The following is a 19,281-nucleotide window of genomic DNA, read 5'->3' on the forward strand; positions in this document are numbered from 1 at the left end:
CCCGCCCTCGCAAAAAGGCGATACAACGCCCGCCAAAAAAAGGGCATTAGGTAATACTGACCAAGAATACGCACTCCGCGGGCCGCCCCAAAAACGCACCACCGCACTAAAATACAGCACAGCCAACACTGGAATAAAAATGATTACTGCTTGCTCCAAAACCCAACTTGTCGACCGGGATAATGGCGACCAGAAAAGACCTCTAAAAGGCTTAAAAAATGTAGCCAAGATCGCCACCCATCAGATATAGTAAACGTGTAATTTGGTAACACTCGGCGACACACATTACCCCAGTAAAACGAGACCAGCTTGACGTAGCAAACTGCATATGATGTTGGCTAGCACGCTTATACCTACTGTTTAGGAGAACCTACCGGTTTCTGTCTTAGGTTTACGTTCAACTCTTAGCCTTATGTAATCTACAATTTATGGAATCGCACACATCTACTACCAAGCAAGAAAAGCATCCCGCAGCATTTCTATGGGAGCTAATATCACCCGACAAACATTTCTTTAATGTTGCCATTGTCTACAGTGTCGCCATCAGTATTTTGACACTATCGGTGCCAATTGCGGTACAAACACTCATCAATACTCTGGTTAATATAAGCTCACTAAGAGCTATTATTATCCTGTCGATTCTTTTGTTTTTAGGCCTATCAATTTCTGCTGCATTGTCCGCCATGCGAACGCGCACTATGGAGTATTTTCAACGCAGAATTTATGCGAGATTAACCGCAGAAGTGAGCCTGCACACCATCTATGCCCGTCATGAATACTTCGCAGGACGCAGAAATACCGACATAACAAACCGCTACTTCGATATCGTTGTACTCCAGAAGAACATACCCTTTCTATTAGTGGATGGCTTCGCTCTGCTATTGCAAATGATTGTAGGTTTTACTTTAGTATCGTTTTATCACCCCGTTTTATTAATGTTTAATCTTGGGGTAATACTATCGCTACTATTAATTTGGCGGCTTTGGGGGCACTCTGCGATAAATACCGCAGTAGCACTTTCTCACGCAAAATATCAAACATCTAAATGGCTGGATAGCCTTGCCTATGCACACGAGTTCTTTAAATCAACACGACATATTGATTATGCCCTAGAGCGCACCGAGCAGCTCACCGCGGAATATGTTAAAACGCATAGCGACCACTTTAAGTATACCTTCTCCCAAACTATCGCCTTCCTAATGCTCTATGCAGCTGCAAGTGCAGCCCTCCTAGGCATTGGAGGATGGCTGGTTACTATCAACCAACTATCACTAGGCCAACTCATTGCAGCCGAGTTAATCTTAGCCGCTATTTTGTTTGGCCTATCCAAGACCTCTGAATACCTTAAATTCTATTATGAAATGTGCGGTGCGGCCGACGAACTAGGAAAGATATTTTCAATTCCTCAAGAGAATATCGAAATGAGGGCCAATCGCACTATGGAGGGAAGCTATTTAAGCTTCGAGAACGTCACCCTCGACAATAACCCCTGTAAATTCAATTTCACCATCCCAGAAAAGACTAAAATTGTAGTTCACGCTGAAAACGTAAACACCCAATACAGCTTTATCCACCTTCTAAAGCGCAACATTCATCCACAGTCTGGGGCTATTCAACTGGCAGGCGTCGACTTTAGCGACTTCGATGTCTATCGTTTGCGTCAGGATATCGTCGTCATCGACAGAGCACCCATCGTAGAGTGCACTATCGAAGAATACTTAGATATGTCACAACCTGGATCAGCAATAGCCGAAATGCGATCGGTATTGATGCAGGTAAATATTATGGACGAGATTGATAAGTTACCACAGGGTTTAAAAACCTTACTATCGCCTTTAGGGGACCCATTATCACCCGCATCTTTTTTACAACTTAAGCTCGCGGCAACCCTATTGACGCAACCCAAAATACTAATACTGACACCGTTTTTTGACTTGCTTACCAAGGAGTCAATCAAAAGCATTATGAACTCAATATCTGAATTACCGCTTACCGTTTTGTATTTCACTAAACAAGATCACAGTGACTCAGTCGATCACCAATTACAGCTTGGTGAAACAAAGCAGACATTAATCGCAGGAAAAAACTCACAAACGATACTCCCGCTGAATGACCCAGGAGTTGACCGTGAGTAAGCTGACAGAAGCTAATAGGAAAAAATTTAAAACTCTAGAGGCTCAAAGACTTCCAAGCGCCGCACGCTTGAGCGCGATTCTAACCGCAGCGGGTATTATCGTAATCGCTCTGATCTTATGGTTCACCCCATGGATACAAACTGCAGCTGGACTTGGAAAAGTTAGCGCACTTAAACCCGAAGATCGTATTCAAACAATTAGCGCACTGGTAACGGGTCAAATAGGCAACTGGCATGTTCAAGAAGGTCAGCCGGTCAAAAAAGGTGACCCTATCGTCACCATTGTCGATACAGACCCTAATCTTATAGAGAGATTAAGCGCTGAAAAAGCAGCTGTTGTTTTCGAATATCAAGCCAATATTGTAGCGACAGAAACAGCGAGAATTGATTTTGAAAGACAGAAAAAACTATTTAAACAAGGCTTGGTGTCTCGTCGCGATCTTGAGCTAGCAGATATAAAACACGAGGAATCAAAAGCAAAGCAAGCAAAGACAATGGCGAAGGTCAATCAGGTGGATGTACGCCTGTCTAGGCTTTCATCTCAAACCAAGCTTGCCCCAGGCGATGGCACGATTTCCAGACTTCGATCCGGAGGCACAGCAACTTACATCAAAGCCGGTGAAGAGCTAGCGACATTTATCCCGCGAAACATTAAACGAGCGGTGGCAATGGAAATAAGCGGTTTAGATGCACCACTAGTCAAACCTGGGCAAAAAGTTCGCCTAGAGTTCGAAGGCTGGCCAGTCTTACAGTTTAGTGGTTGGCCCTCAGCCGCGGTGGGTACTTTTGGCGGCCTGGTAAAATTTATCGAACCCGTCGCGTCACTCAAGGGGACATTCACTGTCTGGTTAATTCAAGACCCAGATGACAAATCGTGGCCAAGTGATGGCTTTGTATCCCTTGGTAGCAAAGCAAAAGGCTGGATATTATTAAGTGAGGTCAGTCTAGGTTATGAAGTATGGCGGCAGCTTAACAACTTCCCACCAGAATTCGCTGGCGTCGAAAACGGCCAAAATGGAAAATAATTCGAACGGTTTCATAAGCGTTGTAGCAACTATATTTTTGCTCGTCTTTTCGCTTATACCGTCTACTTATGCCGCGCAAACACTAACTCTCAATGATGTACTACTATCTGCTAATAGCTACTACCCAGATATTTTAGCAGCGCAACAAGAACTACAGCAAGCGAGAGCAGATCGCTTATACGCGCAAGGCGCATTCGACATTGAACTGCAACAAAATACTAGGGCGCGCACCTCAGGCTATTACGACGGCCTATCCGTGGCCCAAAAAGTAATTAAACCTTTACGTTATTCAAATGCAAAATTATTTGCCGAATATCGTATTTCCGACGGCCAATTCCCGATTTATGAAGACGAATTTGTCACCCTAGACCGCGGCGAATTCAGCATGGGTGTATCTTTGTCATTACTGCGAGACGGAGATATTGATAAAAATCGTTTGGCGCTTATTAACTCAGATCTAAATGTCGACATGGAGGAGTTGCGCCAAGAAACGACAATCAACAATATCGGAGTTCAAGCAGCCATTGCGTACCTAAACTGGGTAAACGCACACAAACAGCTTGAGGTGTATCAAAGCTTATTGAAAACTGCCAAATATCGCCACAATGCCATCCAAAAACGAGTCATTCTAGGAAGCTCCGCAGAAATAGAATTATTGGATAATGAGCAAAACATCTTAAAACGTCACTCCCAAGTATTAAATGCCGAGAACGAGTTAGAGCTGACATCTATTGGATTATCAATGTACTGGCGAGACCAACAGGGTCACCCAAAAAAGCCAAGCGCTGAAATCCAGCCCCCCAAGCTGAATGATCTAGCGGCAGATATACGAATAGATATGAACACTTTGATAACCGATGCCCTTTTACAACATCCAGAAATTCAGCAAATCGAGAACGCCTTAAAACAAACAGAAAACACCAATCGATTTCACAGGAATCAGCTCCTACCCAATCTCGATATCTACGCCAAGGTAGGTCAAGACATCGGCGCGGGCAGCGAAACCCGGGACGACTTGGATTCGTTTATTGGTCTTCAATTTAGTATGCCGCTTGAAAGGCGCGCGGCAAGAGGAAAGCTAGATAAAAGCACAGCAAAAATAAAACAGTTAAACTATCTTAAACAAGGTCTAGTAGAATCGCTAAGCGGATCGCTACATCAAGCACACGCAAAATATATCAACAAAAGATCTCAAGCTGAAGTGTCGCTACGCCGCGCCGAAATCACCAAGCAACTAGAGCAGCAAGAAGAAAAGCGCGCTGAACAAGGCGCCAGTAACATTTTCTTGCTTAACGTACGACAAGAGAATAGCGCTGAAGCGCAAGTTGAAGCGATTACGGACCAACTCAAGAGTATTCTAGCCGGCATAGAACTTCTTGGTCGTGCATATAAAGTTAACGAACTTTATTCGGGGGAACTCGCTAGGTAGTGAGTTTGGTATTGCGCGCTTAAAAACACCAAATATCATTATGGAAGCTCAGATTTAAGCTGCCTGTTGCCCATTTCATAGGGGTCTGCAAATTAGATTGTAAGCTAAAGCCTTATCAGTCCAGATCATTTTATCAATAAGTAAATTGATCACGCCCCCCTAACACTTTACACCAAGCACTGATATATTCAGCGCACTGGATGCGAGTGCAGTTGAGACCTAGTTTTGGTGCCGCGCGACTTCCCATAGATTCTAACCATCGACACGCATAGACATACCGACTATCGCCCAGCTTTAGCCCTTTAAAACCAAGCTAATCTATAGGATTAGATAGAAACCATTCTGATTAGATTCGACTGTTTTGTATAAGTATGAGAGTGGCTGTTTCGGCTGGGGCTGGGGTTTAAGCTATATGTTGGGACGGATGTACAGCGGCATAGCTGATAACTATAGCGCTGCGGTGACAGACTGCAACGCTATAGTAACCAGGGAGCCTTAAACTTTCGTTTATGCCACTTAGTTTTAAAGGGCTTATTTTGCGGCCAGATACTGTCGCCAGGAACCAAAATGGCTGATATCTTCTGCGCCGGCTAGACCTGACGCTTCGCAGATAAAGCCACTCACCTGACTGCCGTCTTGCAAGCTGACTTTACCGATACCCAAAGGTGCAGGGATACCCGCTACAAAGCTGCCGAACTCACTGGCGGGTACGGACCACACTTCGACCTCAATAGCGCAGCCCTCGCCTTGCGGCGCAATCACCATACCGGGTCTAAACGGCGGACCACCGGCTAGTGCATAAAGTTTATAGTCTGGCGACGACATAGTTTGTGACAGCAGATAGCCGCCGCGCTCGGTCAACTGCCAGTTAAGCGGCTGTCCCTGTAAATGGGCGCCACACACCGCTACCGCAATGCGTTGCGAGTTATTCACAGGCACGCTCGACAAGGCTTGATAATCAGACTGTAATTTCCCCAGTGGTAATTTAAGGAGTTGCTGAATGCGGTTTGCCACCGACAATAGACGTCGATCACTAAATGCCTCGCCCACTAATGTTAAACCAAAGGGAAAACCACTCTCCGTAAACCCTGTCGGCACTGCCACGCCCGCCAAGTCGAATAGGTTCATATAATTAGTGTAATAGCCTAAATTACTATTTAGCTTAATAGGCTCGGCATTCACTTCATCAATACTGTAGGGTCGGCCTGCAGTTGGTGTTAACAAACAGTCTACGCTCGCCAATACCGCAGTCGCCGCTTTACGCAGCGCTTTTAATCGATACTGCGCCTTAAAGGCATCAACCGCAGAACCTTTGTCACCCGCCGAAATTATAGTGCGAGTAACATCGAGTAGTGCCTCTGGCCGTTCTTGAATCAACGGCGAAGTGGCGATATAACGCTCTGCGACCCAGGGCCCTTCATATAATAAACGTGCGGCTTCTATAAACGGCGCAAAGTCCACTTCGACCAACTCCACCCCGCTCTCCGCAATCGCGTCAAGCGCTTTTTGATAGCAGGCGGCGTAGTCCTCATGACCGAAGAAGGCCAGTTGATCGGCGGCTAACACGCCCATCCGCAAAGGGCCCTGCCATTGTCCGTAGTGCCGAGTGCTATTGGCAAAGGGATTGGCACGGCTATAGGCATCAGCAGCATCTTCGCCCTCGGCGACGGTCAAAATAGCGTTGGCATCGTCGCACTGCAAAGCGAAAATCGTGATGCAATCCAAAGACCGACAGGCCGGCAACATACCACTGGCAGACAACAAACCAATACTCGGCTTTACGCCCACCAAATTATTAAAACACGCTGGCACACGGCCGGAACCTGCCGTGTCTGTGCCCAGTGAAAACGTCGCCATACCCAGCGCTACTGAGACCGCAGAACCGGCACTGGAACCGCCGCTTATCATACTAGCGTCAAAGCTATTTCTGCACGCTCCCCAGGGAGAGCGTGTGCCGACGAGGCCAGTGGCAAACTGATCAAGATTAGCTTTACCGACCGGAATAGCGCCCGCATCAATAAGGCGCTGCACCACAAAAGCCGAGCTTTCCGGTGTATAGGCGAAGCTTTCGCAGGCAGCGGTGGTTGGCACACCCGCCAAATCAATATTATCTTTTATGGCAAAGGGAATACCGTAAAGAGGGAGGTCCTGCGCAGAAGCGGACTCCAAGCGCTGAAAATAGGGTTCCAGCTCTACCATCGAGAGTGGGTAAATCCAAATATTGTGATCGCGATATTGTTCGCAGCGCTGAGCAATAACTCCAAACACCTCACGCGGTGTTGTCGTGCCTGCCAAATAAGCGGCGCGCAATGTCGTCAGGGAAAGGTTCATGCTAAGTCCTCCAGAATAAGTACAGACTGACCGGCACTCACTCTGGCGCCCTCATGTAGTAATTGTTTTTTAACGCGTCCGGCCTGTGGCGCGAATACCGCGATTTCCATCTTCATAGACTCCAGCAATAACAGTGGCTGCCCCTCAGTCACAAGGTCACCTTCTTTTACTAACAATTGCCAAACGCTACCCGCCACCGAACTATCTACGGGGATCTCGCCTTCCTGCAGGCTAATGACATCAGCCGAGTCATCTATTTCGGGCGCTTCGTAATGGAATTGCCCATCCGCATGCCAGCGCGCTAATTCCTCAGCAAAGGCCTGCTCGCGCTGCTCGGTATGAGCGGTGATCTCCTCGCGGTTATCCACCAGCATTTGCTGATAATCCGCGAGAGAAAACTCACCCTCTTCTATGCGCAGCGAATACTTGCCCAAAGGGAAATCATCACGAATTTGCAGCAGCTCTTCCTGGCTGACTTCATAGAAACGAATCTGATCAAAAAAGCGTAGCAGATAGGGCTCGGTGAATTCCTTGGTGCGACGGTAGCGGTTCCACATTTGCAACGTTCTACCAATAAACTGATAGCCGCCCGGCCCTTCCATGCCATAAACACAGAGATAGGAACCACCGATGCCCACCGAGTTTTCAGCAGTCCAAGTACGCGCTGGATTGTATTTTGTGGTCACCAAACGGTGGCGAGGATCAACCGGCGTCGCCACCGGTGCGCCCAAATACACATCACCCAAACCCATGACCAAATACGAGGCATCAAACACGATGTCTTTGACCTCCTCGATACTATCAAGGCCATTAATACGCCGAATGAACTCTAGGTTGCTCGGACACCAGGGAGCATTTTCACGCACCGATTGCTGGTATTTAATAATGGCTTGACGACAAGCTTCATCATCCCAACTCAACGGCAAGTACACCGTCCGCGACGGCACATTGAGCTGCTCCAGCTGCGTTGAAAGATGTTTCTCGGCCACGCTCAATATCGCTAGCAAGTCTGCTAAGGAAATTATCTGGGAGTCGTAATGGAGCTGTAAAGATCGTATGCCCGGTGTCATTTCACGCACCCCAGTCACAGCATTTTCCTGCAAGTATTGCATCAGTGCGTGGGCGCGAAAACGCAGGCGAATATCGAGTTCCAAGGGGCCGTATTCAACTAATAAGAAATGATCGCCAGCGACCCGATACAAGACTTCATCGCCGACCTCCTCGGCGCTCAGACGCTGCACAATAGGCGATGGCAATTCACTCACGGGCGTCATCACTACCGGGGCCGCCGCGAGTGTTTCAATACTGGCTTGCTGGGCAGCCTCGGCCGCTACCGCGTCTTCAATAGTAACCGCCACAAATTGTAATTTATCTCCGGCGCGCAACTGGCCGAGCTTCCAGAGGTCGGCGCTGATGACGGTAGCGGGACACACAAAACCGCCTAATGACGGGCCGTCGGGACCCAGAATAACCGGCATATCGCCGGTAAAATCAACGGTGCCAAAGGCATAGGCATTGTCGTGAATATTCGACGGGTGCATACCCGCCTCGCCGCCACTATCACGCGCCCAATTTGGTTTGGGACCAATCAAACGCACGCCGGTGCGGCTGGAGTTATAGTGCACTTCCCACTGGGCGCCAAAAAACGCTTCAATATCTGCGGGAGTAAAAAAGTCTGGGGCGCCGTGTGGTCCATAGATCACCCTTAAGCTCCAGTCCTGGGTGATTTCAGGTTTAAGCTGAGCGGGTAAATGATTCGCCTCAGACTGCGTGTTAGCTAATGACAAGACATCACCCACCCGCAGCGCGCGACCGCTGTGACCGCCGAATTGACCAAGGGTGAAAGTCGAACGCGACCCTAAATATTCCGGGCATTGAATGCCACCGGCCACAGCCAGATAAGCTCGAGCGCCTGAACTAATACGGCCCAGAGTAAGCGTCTGGCCAGCCTCAATATGTAAAACCTGCCAAGGTAATACTGACATTCCGTCCGCTCCGGCGCTTCCACCAAACACAGTTGCCGGTATCTCTGCGCCGCCAATCACCACATCGGTGGCCACACTAAATTGCAGACTGGGACCTTGCAGTGTCATTTCCAAACCAGCGGCGCGGCTGTCATTACCCAGTAAGCGATTAGCTAAACGGAAGGAATAACTGTCGAAGGGCCCGGATGGCGGCACGCCGACGTCCCAATATCCACTGCGGGCAGGATAATCCTGCACGGTGGTTTGAGTCCCCGCCTGTAACACAGTCATCCGCTGCGGCTGCCACTGAAAATCGTTGAGGTAGCGAGTGGTGATCAGCCCTTCTTTTAGTAAGGGGTCATCTAGCAGCGCCCGCAGATATTCACGGTTGCTAACGATGCCATATAACTCGGTTTCATCTAGGGCTGCAGCCACGCCTTGCAAGGCCGCGCTGCGCTCTGGCGCATGGAATATAACCTTGGCCAACATGGGATCAAAATACGGTGACACTTCAATGCCGCTGTCTAGCCAATGATCGATGCGCAGTCCCTTGGCTTCTGGAAAAGAAACCTTACTAAGCAAACCTGCACAGGGCTGGAACTGGCGATACGGATCTTCGGCATAAACTCGCACTTGCACTGCATGCCCCTTGGGCACCAAGGTTTTGCGCAGTTCAGCAAGATCCGGCAGATCGCCCGCGGCTAACATAAGCATCCATGCAACTAGGTCTATTCCCCACACTGCCTCAGTGACGCCATGCTCTACTTGTAAACGGGTATTCACTTCCAAAAAGTAAAATTCGCGACTGTCTTGATCGTATATAAACTCGACGGTGCCAGCATTGCGATAATTTATTGCTGACAGTAAATCCTCGGCTTGGGTGTAGAGTAAGTGGCGAACAGAATCCGGCAGATTCGGCGCCGGGCATTCTTCCACTACTTTCTGGTTTCGACGTTGAGCCGAGCAGTCGCGCTCACCAATGGCGACCACTTGACCGTAACCATCGCCAAATACCTGAACTTCAATATGCCTAGCGCGGGCGATAAACTTTTCCAGAAACACGCCGTCGTTGGAAAAATTATTGCCGCCCAGTTTTTTAACTTTTTCAAAGCCGCTGCGCAAATCGTCTTCGCTATGACAAACCTGCATGCCGATACCACCGCCGCCGGCAGTACTTTTTAACATTATTGGGTAGCCAATCCCCGCCGCCAAGCTAACAGCGCTTTCCAGATCATTTAGAAGTCCGGTTCCGGGGGGCAGTGGCACGCCCACCGACTCAGCAATTTCTCGCGCTTTATGTTTTAAACCAAAATCGAGCATGTGCTGTGCGGTCGGGCCGATAAAGGCAATACCCGCTGCCTCACAACTGCGAACAAAAGCGGCGTTCTCACTGAGAAAGCCGTAGCCAGGGTGGATAGCTTCTGCGCCACAGCGCTTGGCAATATCGAGGATTTTATCGGCATTGAGATAAGTTTCGGCAGCACCGCCGTCACCTAAGCTATAGTTTTCATCAGCGTTGCGGACATGCAAACTACGGGCATCGGCTTCGGCGTAAACCGCAACGGCGATAATATCAAAATCTTTTAGGGTGCGAATTATCCGCGTGGCAATTGCGCCACGGTTCGCAATCAAAACTTTCTGGAACATAGCAATCCGTTAACGGGCCGTCCCGTTGTGCTATACGACAGTGGCCGTCCACTGAAGCGTTAACAAAACAATGTTTATGCCGAGCTCAAGCTGCGTCCCACACTAAATATTCAATAGGAGTAGGGTTGTAGGCATTGCAGGGATTATTCAACTGGGGGCAATTAGAGATAAGCACGTAAATATCAGCTAAGGCTTTCAGCTCCACGTATTTACCGGCGCCAGAAATACCATCGGCAAAGCTCAGGCCGCCATCTGCGGTGACCGGCACATTCATAAAGAAATTGATATTGTGGGTAATATCGCGCTTGCTCAAACCGTATTCTGGCTTTTCGGCAATGGCCAACATCCAGCTATCTCGGCAGGCGTGCATACACCGTTTTTCCAAATCGTAACGCACGGTATTACTCTCGGTGGCGCAGGCACCGCCAAGGGTATCGTGGCGGCCACAGGTGTCAGCAACAATTTCTAGCATGGGCTGATTTTTATTGCTGCGCAGTATTGAGCCCGCCGTCAAATACACATTGCCCTGCTCGCGAATAGTATCGGTGGCACTGTATCGTTCAGCCGGATCGTCGGCACAATAAAACAAGGTGTCCGCCGCCTGATTACCCTCTAAATCTAATAATCTAAAAACTTGTCCGGCGCTGACTTTACCCAGGTAATAATCACCCGCCAATACCACTTCACGGAATACCGCCGCTGCTTCTGGCAAGTTACTTTCTTTAATCATAATGCAGCCCTCTTCTCAGCTGCCTAGGTAATACAAGGCATTATTTTTAAAACCGCGACGGTTTTCGTCACAGTGATTCAGGCATATATCATTGTCAGTCATCGGCTCGGCTGAGCCCAGTTCAATACCAATACGATGACGGGGATATTGCTCCGCCTGCCGCAAGGGATGCGGGCAGGCATGTATCAACACTAAGGCGTCCATTTCAAGCCTCAGCGTGACGCTACTGCCCGCTGGACTAGCATGTTCTGCCAGCGACATATTGCCGTCGGCATCGGTCACCACTTTGCTGAACCAGTTGATATTGGCCGCCATGTCCGCGCCGCCCATGCCGTACTTTGCCAATTCGGTTAAAAAGGCATCGTAGCCATTCTGGTGCCAGTCATTGCGGTCGCGCTGATAATTGCGCGCGCCCCAGCGATCTGCCACTTGAGCCGCATGACTATTACCACACACCGTGTCATGCCAACCGGCGTCATCACTGATAATGGATGCGAAAATCCGCCCCATATCAGAATACAAGCAATGACCTTGGGAGAGTTTAAACGTGTGCTGACATTTGAGTGTATCTGGGGCGTTATACCGCTCCAATAAATTGCGCGGGTTATAAAAGAGCATACCCGCGTTGCCACCGCCATCTATATCACGCAAGGTGATCTGAGTACCCCGCCGGAGCTCGACAGACCAATGGCCGCCGGCGGGTAGTACTGTTTCATAATTTTGCATTTTTTAAACGTACTCCGGCTGCTCGGCTTCCATCAGACTCTCGTCAATTTCATCGAGTAATTCTTGGGCACACTCTCCCACTGGCAGATCGTAGGTAATCCCGGCGCCGTAAGCATTAGGTGCTTGTGCATCCACCCGACGTTTATCAAATACCCACAGTCGAGTTCCCAGATGGAAGCCCTCTTTTAAGTCGTGGGTAACCATAAATATAGTGAGCTTATGTTTACTCCATAGATCCAGTACCAACTCGTGCATATCTGCACGAATACCGGGATCAAGGGCGCCGAAGGGTTCATCTAGCAATAGAATTCGCGGTTTTAAAATTAAGGCTTGAGCAATCGCCAAACGCTGACGCATACCACCAGAGAGCTCATCGGGGTAACGATGTTGCATATGACTAAGGCCGACAATATTCAACAGCTCGGCTGCCTCTGCCTTTGCGGCCTTTTTAGCACTTCCCCAGAGGAAGCCCGATTTGGTTTTTTCAAACACCCGGGCAATCACCACGTTTTCTAAAACACTTAAATGCGGAAACACGGAATACTGCTGAAACACCACGCCGCGATCTGCATCAGGCTCTGAGGGAATAGGTTTTCCGTCGAGTAAAATACTACCCTGCGATGGCGTTTCAGTACCCAGAAGCATTTTTAGAAAGGTACTTTTACCGCAACCTGAGGCACCAACCAGCGTGACAAATTCGCCCTCTTTTACCGAGGCAGAAATATTCTCCAGAATGACATTGTCGCCATAGCGTTTCCAAATATTGTTAATTTCTATCATGACTTACCCTCCTGCTGAGCGTGCCACGGAAAGGCCAAACGACTGAGCTTGGCAAGCAGATAATCGATAGCGAAAGCTAACACCGTAATCCATGCAACATAGGGCAAAATAACATCCATAGAAAGGTAGCGCCGCACCAAAAACACCCGGTAGCCCAAACCATCTGTCGACGCAATCGCTTCTGCAGCAATGAGGAATAACCACGCCGTGCCCAATGACAGACGCACTGCATCGATCAGTCTTGGCATTAACTGGGGTATCAATACCCGCAAAATAATCTGGCCACTATTAGCGCCCAAGGTTTGTGCTTTAACCAACTGTTCACGGGGAATCTCCAGAGTACGCTTTTGAATATCTCTGGCGATAAAGGGCGTTACGCCGATTGCAATGAGCGCCACCTTAGAGACCTCACCCAATCCGAATACAATAAATAATACTGGCAGCAAAGCCATGGGTGGCACCAGCGATATGACCGTTAGCAGTGGCGCAAAACTGGCATTTAAAACTGGCAAGGCGCCGGTCATCAATCCAAAGAACATGCCCAGTGACGCAGCAATCAGCATACCCAATCCCAGACGCTGTAAGCTGCTGAGGGTATCCTGCCAAAACAAATAATCGCCGGTGCGCTTGCTGGGTTCAAATGCTAGGCGTTGGATGGCATCGCCCATTTGCGCAAAACTAGGTAGTAATTTATCAGCGGCGTTTTCAGCGAGCCGCGCATCTGACGCGGAAATATATAGTAATAGAATTGCCGCAAATGGCAGCAGAGCCAGACCAATTCGCCATATCCGTGAGGGTGTGAAATTGATAAGTCGTTTCATAATCACCTTACCTTGTTAACTGCATTCCCTGTTAAATAGCTTGCTAGCCACGCGCCGCGATTCCATTTAAATCATCACGACACATGACTAGCAAAGGCGTCTTACAATTTGCCGTCAGCGGCCATTTGCATATAGGTAGGGTCAAAGCGGAGCTTAATGTTTTTACTATTACCAAACACGCCCGCTGGGGTTTCTATACCAATGAATCCAGCATCTGGAGCGCCATCGCCCAAGAGACCATGCTTAAAGGAGAACTCTGCAACATTCTTCATGGTGGTTTTGAGTGCGGCACTGTTAGTGAATTCAACCGCGCTGGCTGGGGTATAAAACATTTTGGTGCTGGCGAGTTGCGATTCATAACCGGCTAAGTCGGTACCAGAGGCAACACCCATTTCGGTACGTGCAGCAATACCCTTCTTACCCGCGTCACTCATAGTGGCCATGATTTCATACCAAGCACCGGTCAAGGCTTTACCCAAATTAGGATTCGCTTCGAGGACTTCGGTATTGATAACCAATAGGTCGATTATTTCGCCGGGGATCATCGAAGAATCAAAGACTTTATTCGAGCCAGGCATGTTCAAGATTTCGCTTAGCAGAGGATTCCACGTCGCCACCGAAGTCACACCGGCGGTGGGGAATACCGCAACCATATCAGCGTCTGAGGTATTTACGACGGTGACATCCGACTCAGTCATACCCACGCTTTCTAAGCCGCGAGCAAGTAGATAATGGGAAACGCTTAGCTCAACCAAGTTGACCTGCTGGCCCTTAATGTCCTTAAGCTCTTCGTAACCTTTAAGCACAACCGCGTCATTACCGTTGGAGAAATCGCCAACAATTAAGGCGGTACTGTCAACGCCACCGGCAGCAGGAATGGTCAGAGCGTCCATATTAGTCATGGAGCAAGCTGCAAACGCACCAGTGGTGTACTGGTTAATAGATTCGATGTAATCGTTGATTTGAACGACTTCTATATCGAGGTCGTATTTTTTAGCCCATTTATCGATAATTTTCTGCTCGGAACCGTAGCCCCAAGGCATCCAACCTACGTAAATGGACCAACAAATTTTGAAGCTGTCAGTAGCGGCAGCAGAGAACGACGAAAACGTCAGGGTAAGCAGTAAAGCGGCAATTCGCTTCATAAGTAAACCTCCAGCGGTTTTACACAGATTCATAGAGCACTCCTGGCGGATATCGCCGATCGTCTCCCGGGCTTTTATCCCGCCGTGTAACCTTGTGGTTTAGCAGTGCTGCTAAACGCGCCGAAGGTCGAAAGCTCTCGGACCAGTCACCTCAACAATAATTGAGGTCGGAACCCTAGCTTTCCATTTCCAAATTGTAGTTCGTCCAATGTTCACCAAGAGTGCGGACACAATTACTAATACAGATTTCGTGCCAACCTCAAAGAAAGCTTACTATATGGGCTTATTAGATAGATTAAGGGGGATTACAGAAACCATATAAACGAGCACAAGCTTTAAAACGCACCAAAAAAGAACGCACGCAGCATCATAATGAGACAAAATCACCGCCACTTTCACAGTCAATAGTTAGCCAGTGGATGAGATTACTTGATGATTTAGGAGATTTAGATTGGAGTATTAAAAGCCTGAAACAACTGCGCTTTCTGAATCAGCGCGGTGCCGCGGCGCTTATTAGACCTCGTATTTATGTTCTGCTTGCTAGCGCAGACATTTGCTAACGATAATCACAGCTTTATTATTATTGCATTTCATCGCCCACTTCCTTTCTTGGTCTTTTCTGGGATGGGCGTATACCGCATATTTTTAACTTCGCTCAAGCTTGCAATTAGCTCGGTTTGAAACTGTATTAGCAGCATTCTCTGCTTCTCGCTTTTCTAAAAAAGAGAATGCCTGACAATTCCCTGCAGGCATACGACACCCTTTTGTCTTTCGAGCAGTACCGTTATTATAAAAATAGATTTTAAGCATTACGCTGAAAAATCCGTGTTGCAAAGCACTCTTTTCATCGTTGAGCTAGGATCTTAAATTGGCTTTAGATGCGAAGCGTGCATAAGTTTTGATCAAACTTACAAGCAAATAAAACCACTCTGCAGTATAGGCATTACCTTCCTGAACGCTGCTGCCATTAGCAGTGCCTTGTTTGCCATCCGAGCCAGAGCTACCACCGCAGGCGGTGGTCAGCAGTATCATAAGGAATCCGGCATATTTGATGATGTACTTGCACATGGTTTTAATCATTTCTGCACTCGTTACAGTACTCAATATACGTTGCCAGGAGTGCGGAACAGGTCGAGGTTTACGCATTCTGCCATGGCGGCGTAGCCTTCAGGGCTGGGATGCAGGTTATCGCCGCTGTTGTATTCAGGGGCGAGATAGCCGGGTTTTTCTGGATCTTCGAGGCAGGCGTCGAAATCGACGATGCCGTCGCTGAATTGTTGTGTGCGTATCCATGCATTGACGACATCACGACTGGCGCGGGCCTCAGCGGTGCCGTGCATCACATCAATATCGATGGGCAGGTCGCCAATCAGGGGTAGGCCATCTGTCACCGCGCCTTCGGCCGGCGGGATGGTGCCGAGTGTGATTTTCATGCCAGCAGCATGGATGTCTTCAATCAGTTCGATGTAACCGGCAATCATGTCTTCCGGGCTAGGTGCGGCGCCCGGTTTTGGGTTGCCGAAGTCGTTGGTGCCGATCATCGCCAGCACATGCGTTGCGCCGGTAATGGCGAGGACGTCATAGTCCAGCCGGTTAAGCATGGCTACGCCAAATTGCGGCAACCAGCCGTCGTTCAATAATTGATTGCCACCTATGCCGGCATTGGCGACAGTTAATGGCAGGCCAGCTTCGTGAATACGGCGTTGCAAGTGGTTGGGGTAGCGTTGGTCGGTGGAGGTCATGCGGGCAGCTTCGCCACTCAGGAACTCGGTCGTGGAGCCGGAGCCATCAGTAATGGAGTCGCCCACAGCGACTAGGGTCATCACTTGCTGAGCCGCGGCCACTTCTAGGGCTTCAATGGCCAGAAAGTTACTGGCGTAGCCGTCGGGTACTGCTTGAAACATCGTGCCATTCGGGTCGGTGCTGTGATCCCCTGGGAGACTCATGTAAAGAATTTCGTCTGCGCCCAGATGGCGTGTGATCTGCAGTGTGACTTCAGGTGCGTAAAAGCTGATGCCGACGCGTTCAAAGGCACGGATTGGATAAGCAATGACGTCGGTAACAACCGATTCACCTGCTGGAATGGTGATGCGGCTGTTGCCATCCACCGTCAGCAGACATTCGCTGTCAGGCACTAGCTCGGGTGCGCCGGGTGTGACTTCCTGGGCGATGTGAATACTCTCTAGTGTGACAGGCAGGCTGGAGTAGCGATTCGACAGCCGCAGCTGCATGACTTCTCCATCCCAGTGTGGCGCGAAGAACTGACGAACAGTTAGTGCGGTAATAGGGTGGGTGATAAGGGCGTCGGTAGGTGCAGTGCGCCAGCTGGTGACCATGTGCTGGTCCGCAGGTATCGAATCTACCGGTGAGCAACGCTCATGAGCAGCGGAAGATGTATCGCCGGATTGCCCCTTGTTAACACTTGCGTTGCTTTGGCTATTGTTACCGCCGCAGGAGATTATGGCCAGGCAGGCGCACAGTGCCAAGCTGGCCCTAATTGCATGTAAGGACGTATATAGACGACAAGCCACAGGGTGGCTTGTAAATAGATATGTCACGGGCAGTGCTCCTGCGAGAATATGTACTGGATCTATACTGGCGTTTATTTTTTTATAAGGGGTGATCCCCTGTTCCGCCACTAACTGACACTATGCAGTGTCAAATGTATATGTGATACTTCTTCGTGTCAAATATGTATCTTTGAGCAATAGCCATGAGTTCTATGTCAACAAAATCAGCGCCCGCACCGCAGCGCAGCGGTAAGTACGCCGGCAAGGCAGCTAGTACTCGTCAGGCAGAACGCCGAAAAAAGATACTATCCGCCGGTATTAAACTAATCGGCCGTGAAGGCTATGCCGCAACAAGTATCGATGCGATTTGCCATGAAGCTGGGCTGACCAAACGTTACTTTTATGAGTCCTTCTCGAACAGCGATCAATTGCTTGTTGAGGCTTATCGGACAGTAACCCAGGAATACCTGAGTACGATAATGCTAGCGACAAGGCCGCACCTCAAAGATTCACGCAAGCTGGTGCGGGCCGGATTACAGCAAGCGTTCAGGTTTGTGAAAGACAACCCAGATAAGGCCCGCCTCATCATGATTGAAGCCATGTCTGTTCGGAGTCAGCTGGGTCGGATGTATGGTAAAAGCTACAACGAGTTTGTGGAGCTACTAGTAGGATTTACCAAACCATTTTTGCCTGATAGTGGGCCCGGTGACGTCCTGCTCGCGGTCATGGCGAAAGGTGCCATTGGGGCAATAATTCATTTGTGCCAAGGCTGGATTGCGACTGGCTTCAAGCAACCCCTAGATGAGTTGGTGGCAGGGGCAGAGCTTATATTTAGCGGTATGGGTCGCGAACTGGGGATACCGGCCTGAGCGGATCCATCCTCTACTCCGAATCAATCTGTGGTACCGCGCCTGCGCTATCAATAATCACGATGATTGGGTAAACGGCATCGCATCAAGATGTCGCGAGACACTTGGCCAGATTTGTAGGTTTTGAGAGGTTTTAATTAGTCCAGAGCGCTTGGATGAGGAGGCAATCAAAAGAGCGATGACCAAGCTGCCGCTAAAGGTCAGATCTTGAATAGCCTTCCACTTAATAGTGGCATCTGATGCTTTCTTTGATTCACTTTGAAGGTATTAAACAGTTGTTGTTTAAGCACTCGCTTAGCTCAGCCTTTGTTTTCAAAACTAAAGGATAAAAAAACAGTGCGGCCAACGCCAATACTCTGCGTCGCCCACACTGTTTTTAGTATCAGCCCTTTTTAGGAGCGCCAGACTCACCAGGCCAGCGCGAACCACCAATGGTATCGGCAAACGGCTGGAAGCCTTCTGGATCTAAAGGCCCTTCTAGCGTTATCCGGCGATCTAGAAATGTCGGCGTCCACAAATGTGCTTCAGGCTCGCTACGTACTGGCAATTTACTTGCCACAGGATCCCAAGGGCTGTCATTCAGGGTTAGCTTGCCGCTTAGTTTTTCTACATAGGCGGTGCCATATTTACTGTAAACACGCACAACATGTGGGGGAAAATCGTAGTCGTTAGAGGTCATATCAACCCCGCGCAAGCACTTAATCCACCACTCATTGGTTTCAAACTCGGGCGGAATTTCACCCGGTCCAGTAACCTGGCCAGTATATTCTAGAAAGGTATAACCGCGGTGAGTGACGCTAGCACTAACGCTGTCCATCAGGCGGTAGTATTTAGTTTCACCATAGTATTTAGGCTGCCCCCAACGCTCATGGCTGCCGTATATTGCCGCCTCTTGATCAATAGCAATAGCAAGTGTGTACTCGCCTTCAATACCATTGTAGTTGGCGTCCACATTGACCACACAGCCATATTCTGGCTCATTAAGCACCGGAAAGTTATAAATCGTTAGCGTGACTTTGGGTGTTTTTCCCGGTGTAATCCCAGGCGGTAACAAAGCCGCAATACTAGCAGGATCAGTGAGGTAGCTTATTTTCAGCATCGGCCAATTCAGGATATCTCCGGGTACACCTGCTGGCTTAATCGGATTTGTCATTACTATCTCCTCGTTAT

At 49.0% G+C, this 19,281-nt stretch carries 14 protein-coding genes and 1 riboswitch; of the genes, 4 read left to right on the forward strand and 10 right to left on the reverse strand.

Features of this window, described 5'->3' with window-relative positions:
• The first annotated feature begins 428 nt into the window (after positions 1 to 428).
• The 3 genes from AB4875_RS13685 to AB4875_RS13695 are packed head-to-tail and all read left to right on the forward strand — an operon-like array spanning position 429 to position 4,588.
• Positions 429 to 2,135, forward strand: a complete 1,707-nt coding sequence (locus AB4875_RS13685; RefSeq protein WP_368376615.1) for an ABC transporter transmembrane domain-containing protein — start codon at positions 429 to 431, stop codon at positions 2,133 to 2,135.
• The gene (locus AB4875_RS13690) at positions 2,128 to 3,159 is read left to right on the forward strand and encodes an HlyD family secretion protein (protein ID WP_368376616.1); all 1,032 of its coding nucleotides are present in this window, start codon (positions 2,128 to 2,130) and stop codon (positions 3,157 to 3,159) included. The genes AB4875_RS13685 and AB4875_RS13690 overlap by 8 nt, the downstream gene beginning before the upstream one ends.
• Positions 3,149 to 4,588: a TolC family protein gene (locus AB4875_RS13695; protein WP_368376617.1), complete on the forward strand. Its 1,440-nt coding sequence runs from the start codon at positions 3,149 to 3,151 to the stop codon at positions 4,586 to 4,588. Before AB4875_RS13690 ends, AB4875_RS13695 begins: the two co-directional genes overlap by 11 nt.
• Positions 4,589 to 5,119: 531 nt before the next feature.
• Here AB4875_RS13695 and atzF read toward each other — a convergent pair.
• The 9 genes from atzF to AB4875_RS13740 form a co-directional block, all read right to left on the reverse strand.
• The gene (gene atzF, locus AB4875_RS13700) at positions 5,120 to 6,919 is read right to left on the reverse strand and encodes an allophanate hydrolase (RefSeq protein ID WP_368376618.1); all 1,800 of its coding nucleotides are present in this window, start codon (positions 6,917 to 6,919) and stop codon (positions 5,120 to 5,122) included.
• Positions 6,916 to 10,530 carry an urea carboxylase gene (gene uca / locus AB4875_RS13705; RefSeq protein WP_368376619.1) on the reverse strand — a complete coding sequence of 1,205 codons (3,615 nt, stop codon included), beginning with the start codon at positions 10,528 to 10,530 and terminating at the stop codon, positions 6,916 to 6,918. The genes atzF and uca overlap by 4 nt, the downstream gene beginning before the upstream one ends.
• 85 nt (positions 10,531 to 10,615) lie before the next feature.
• Entirely contained in the window at positions 10,616 to 11,260 is a 645-nt protein-coding gene (locus tag AB4875_RS13710; protein WP_368376620.1) for an urea amidolyase associated protein UAAP2, read from the reverse strand.
• 15 nt (positions 11,261 to 11,275) lie between these two features.
• The gene (locus tag AB4875_RS13715; RefSeq protein ID WP_368376621.1) at positions 11,276 to 11,986 is read right to left on the reverse strand and encodes an urea amidolyase associated protein UAAP1; all 711 of its coding nucleotides are present in this window, start codon (positions 11,984 to 11,986) and stop codon (positions 11,276 to 11,278) included.
• 3 nt (positions 11,987 to 11,989) lie between these two features.
• Complete coding sequence (locus AB4875_RS13720; protein WP_368376622.1) at positions 11,990 to 12,766, reverse strand: ABC transporter ATP-binding protein; 777 nt, start codon at positions 12,764 to 12,766, stop codon at positions 11,990 to 11,992.
• Positions 12,763 to 13,587: an ABC transporter permease gene (locus tag AB4875_RS13725; protein WP_368376623.1), complete on the reverse strand. Its 825-nt coding sequence runs from the start codon at positions 13,585 to 13,587 to the stop codon at positions 12,763 to 12,765. Before AB4875_RS13725 ends, AB4875_RS13720 begins: the two co-directional genes overlap by 4 nt.
• A gap of 101 nt (positions 13,588 to 13,688) precedes the next feature.
• On the reverse strand, positions 13,689 to 14,732 hold the full coding sequence (locus AB4875_RS13730) for a putative urea ABC transporter substrate-binding protein (RefSeq protein WP_368377085.1): 1,044 nt from the start codon (positions 14,730 to 14,732) through the stop codon (positions 13,689 to 13,691).
• Between the two features lie 61 nt (positions 14,733 to 14,793).
• Positions 14,794 to 14,922, reverse strand: a riboswitch (guanidine-I (ykkC/yxkD leader).
• A gap of 665 nt (positions 14,923 to 15,587) precedes the next feature.
• On the reverse strand, positions 15,588 to 15,836 hold the full coding sequence (locus AB4875_RS13735) for a hypothetical protein (protein ID WP_368376624.1): 249 nt from the start codon (positions 15,834 to 15,836) through the stop codon (positions 15,588 to 15,590).
• Positions 15,833 to 17,290, reverse strand: a complete 1,458-nt coding sequence (locus AB4875_RS13740) for a GDSL-type esterase/lipase family protein (protein WP_368376625.1) — start codon at positions 17,288 to 17,290, stop codon at positions 15,833 to 15,835. Before AB4875_RS13740 ends, AB4875_RS13735 begins: the two co-directional genes overlap by 4 nt.
• A 164-nt stretch (positions 17,291 to 17,454) precedes the next feature.
• On the opposite strand from AB4875_RS13740, the gene AB4875_RS13745 reads away from it, so the two are divergent.
• On the forward strand, positions 17,455 to 18,111 hold the full coding sequence (locus AB4875_RS13745) for a TetR/AcrR family transcriptional regulator (RefSeq protein WP_368376626.1): 657 nt from the start codon (positions 17,455 to 17,457) through the stop codon (positions 18,109 to 18,111).
• 382 nt (positions 18,112 to 18,493) lie between these two features.
• On the opposite strand, the gene AB4875_RS13750 is transcribed toward AB4875_RS13745, so the two are convergent.
• Positions 18,494 to 19,264 (reverse strand): acetoacetate decarboxylase family protein, encoded by a 771-nt coding sequence (locus AB4875_RS13750; protein WP_368376627.1) that lies wholly within the window; start codon positions 19,262 to 19,264, stop codon positions 18,494 to 18,496.
• Between the last annotated feature and the right edge of the window lie 17 nt (positions 19,265 to 19,281).

Source organism: Zhongshania sp. R06B22 (assembly GCF_040892595.1).
In the GTDB taxonomy this organism is placed as follows: Bacteria; Pseudomonadota; Gammaproteobacteria; order Pseudomonadales; family Spongiibacteraceae; genus Spongiibacter; species Spongiibacter arctica.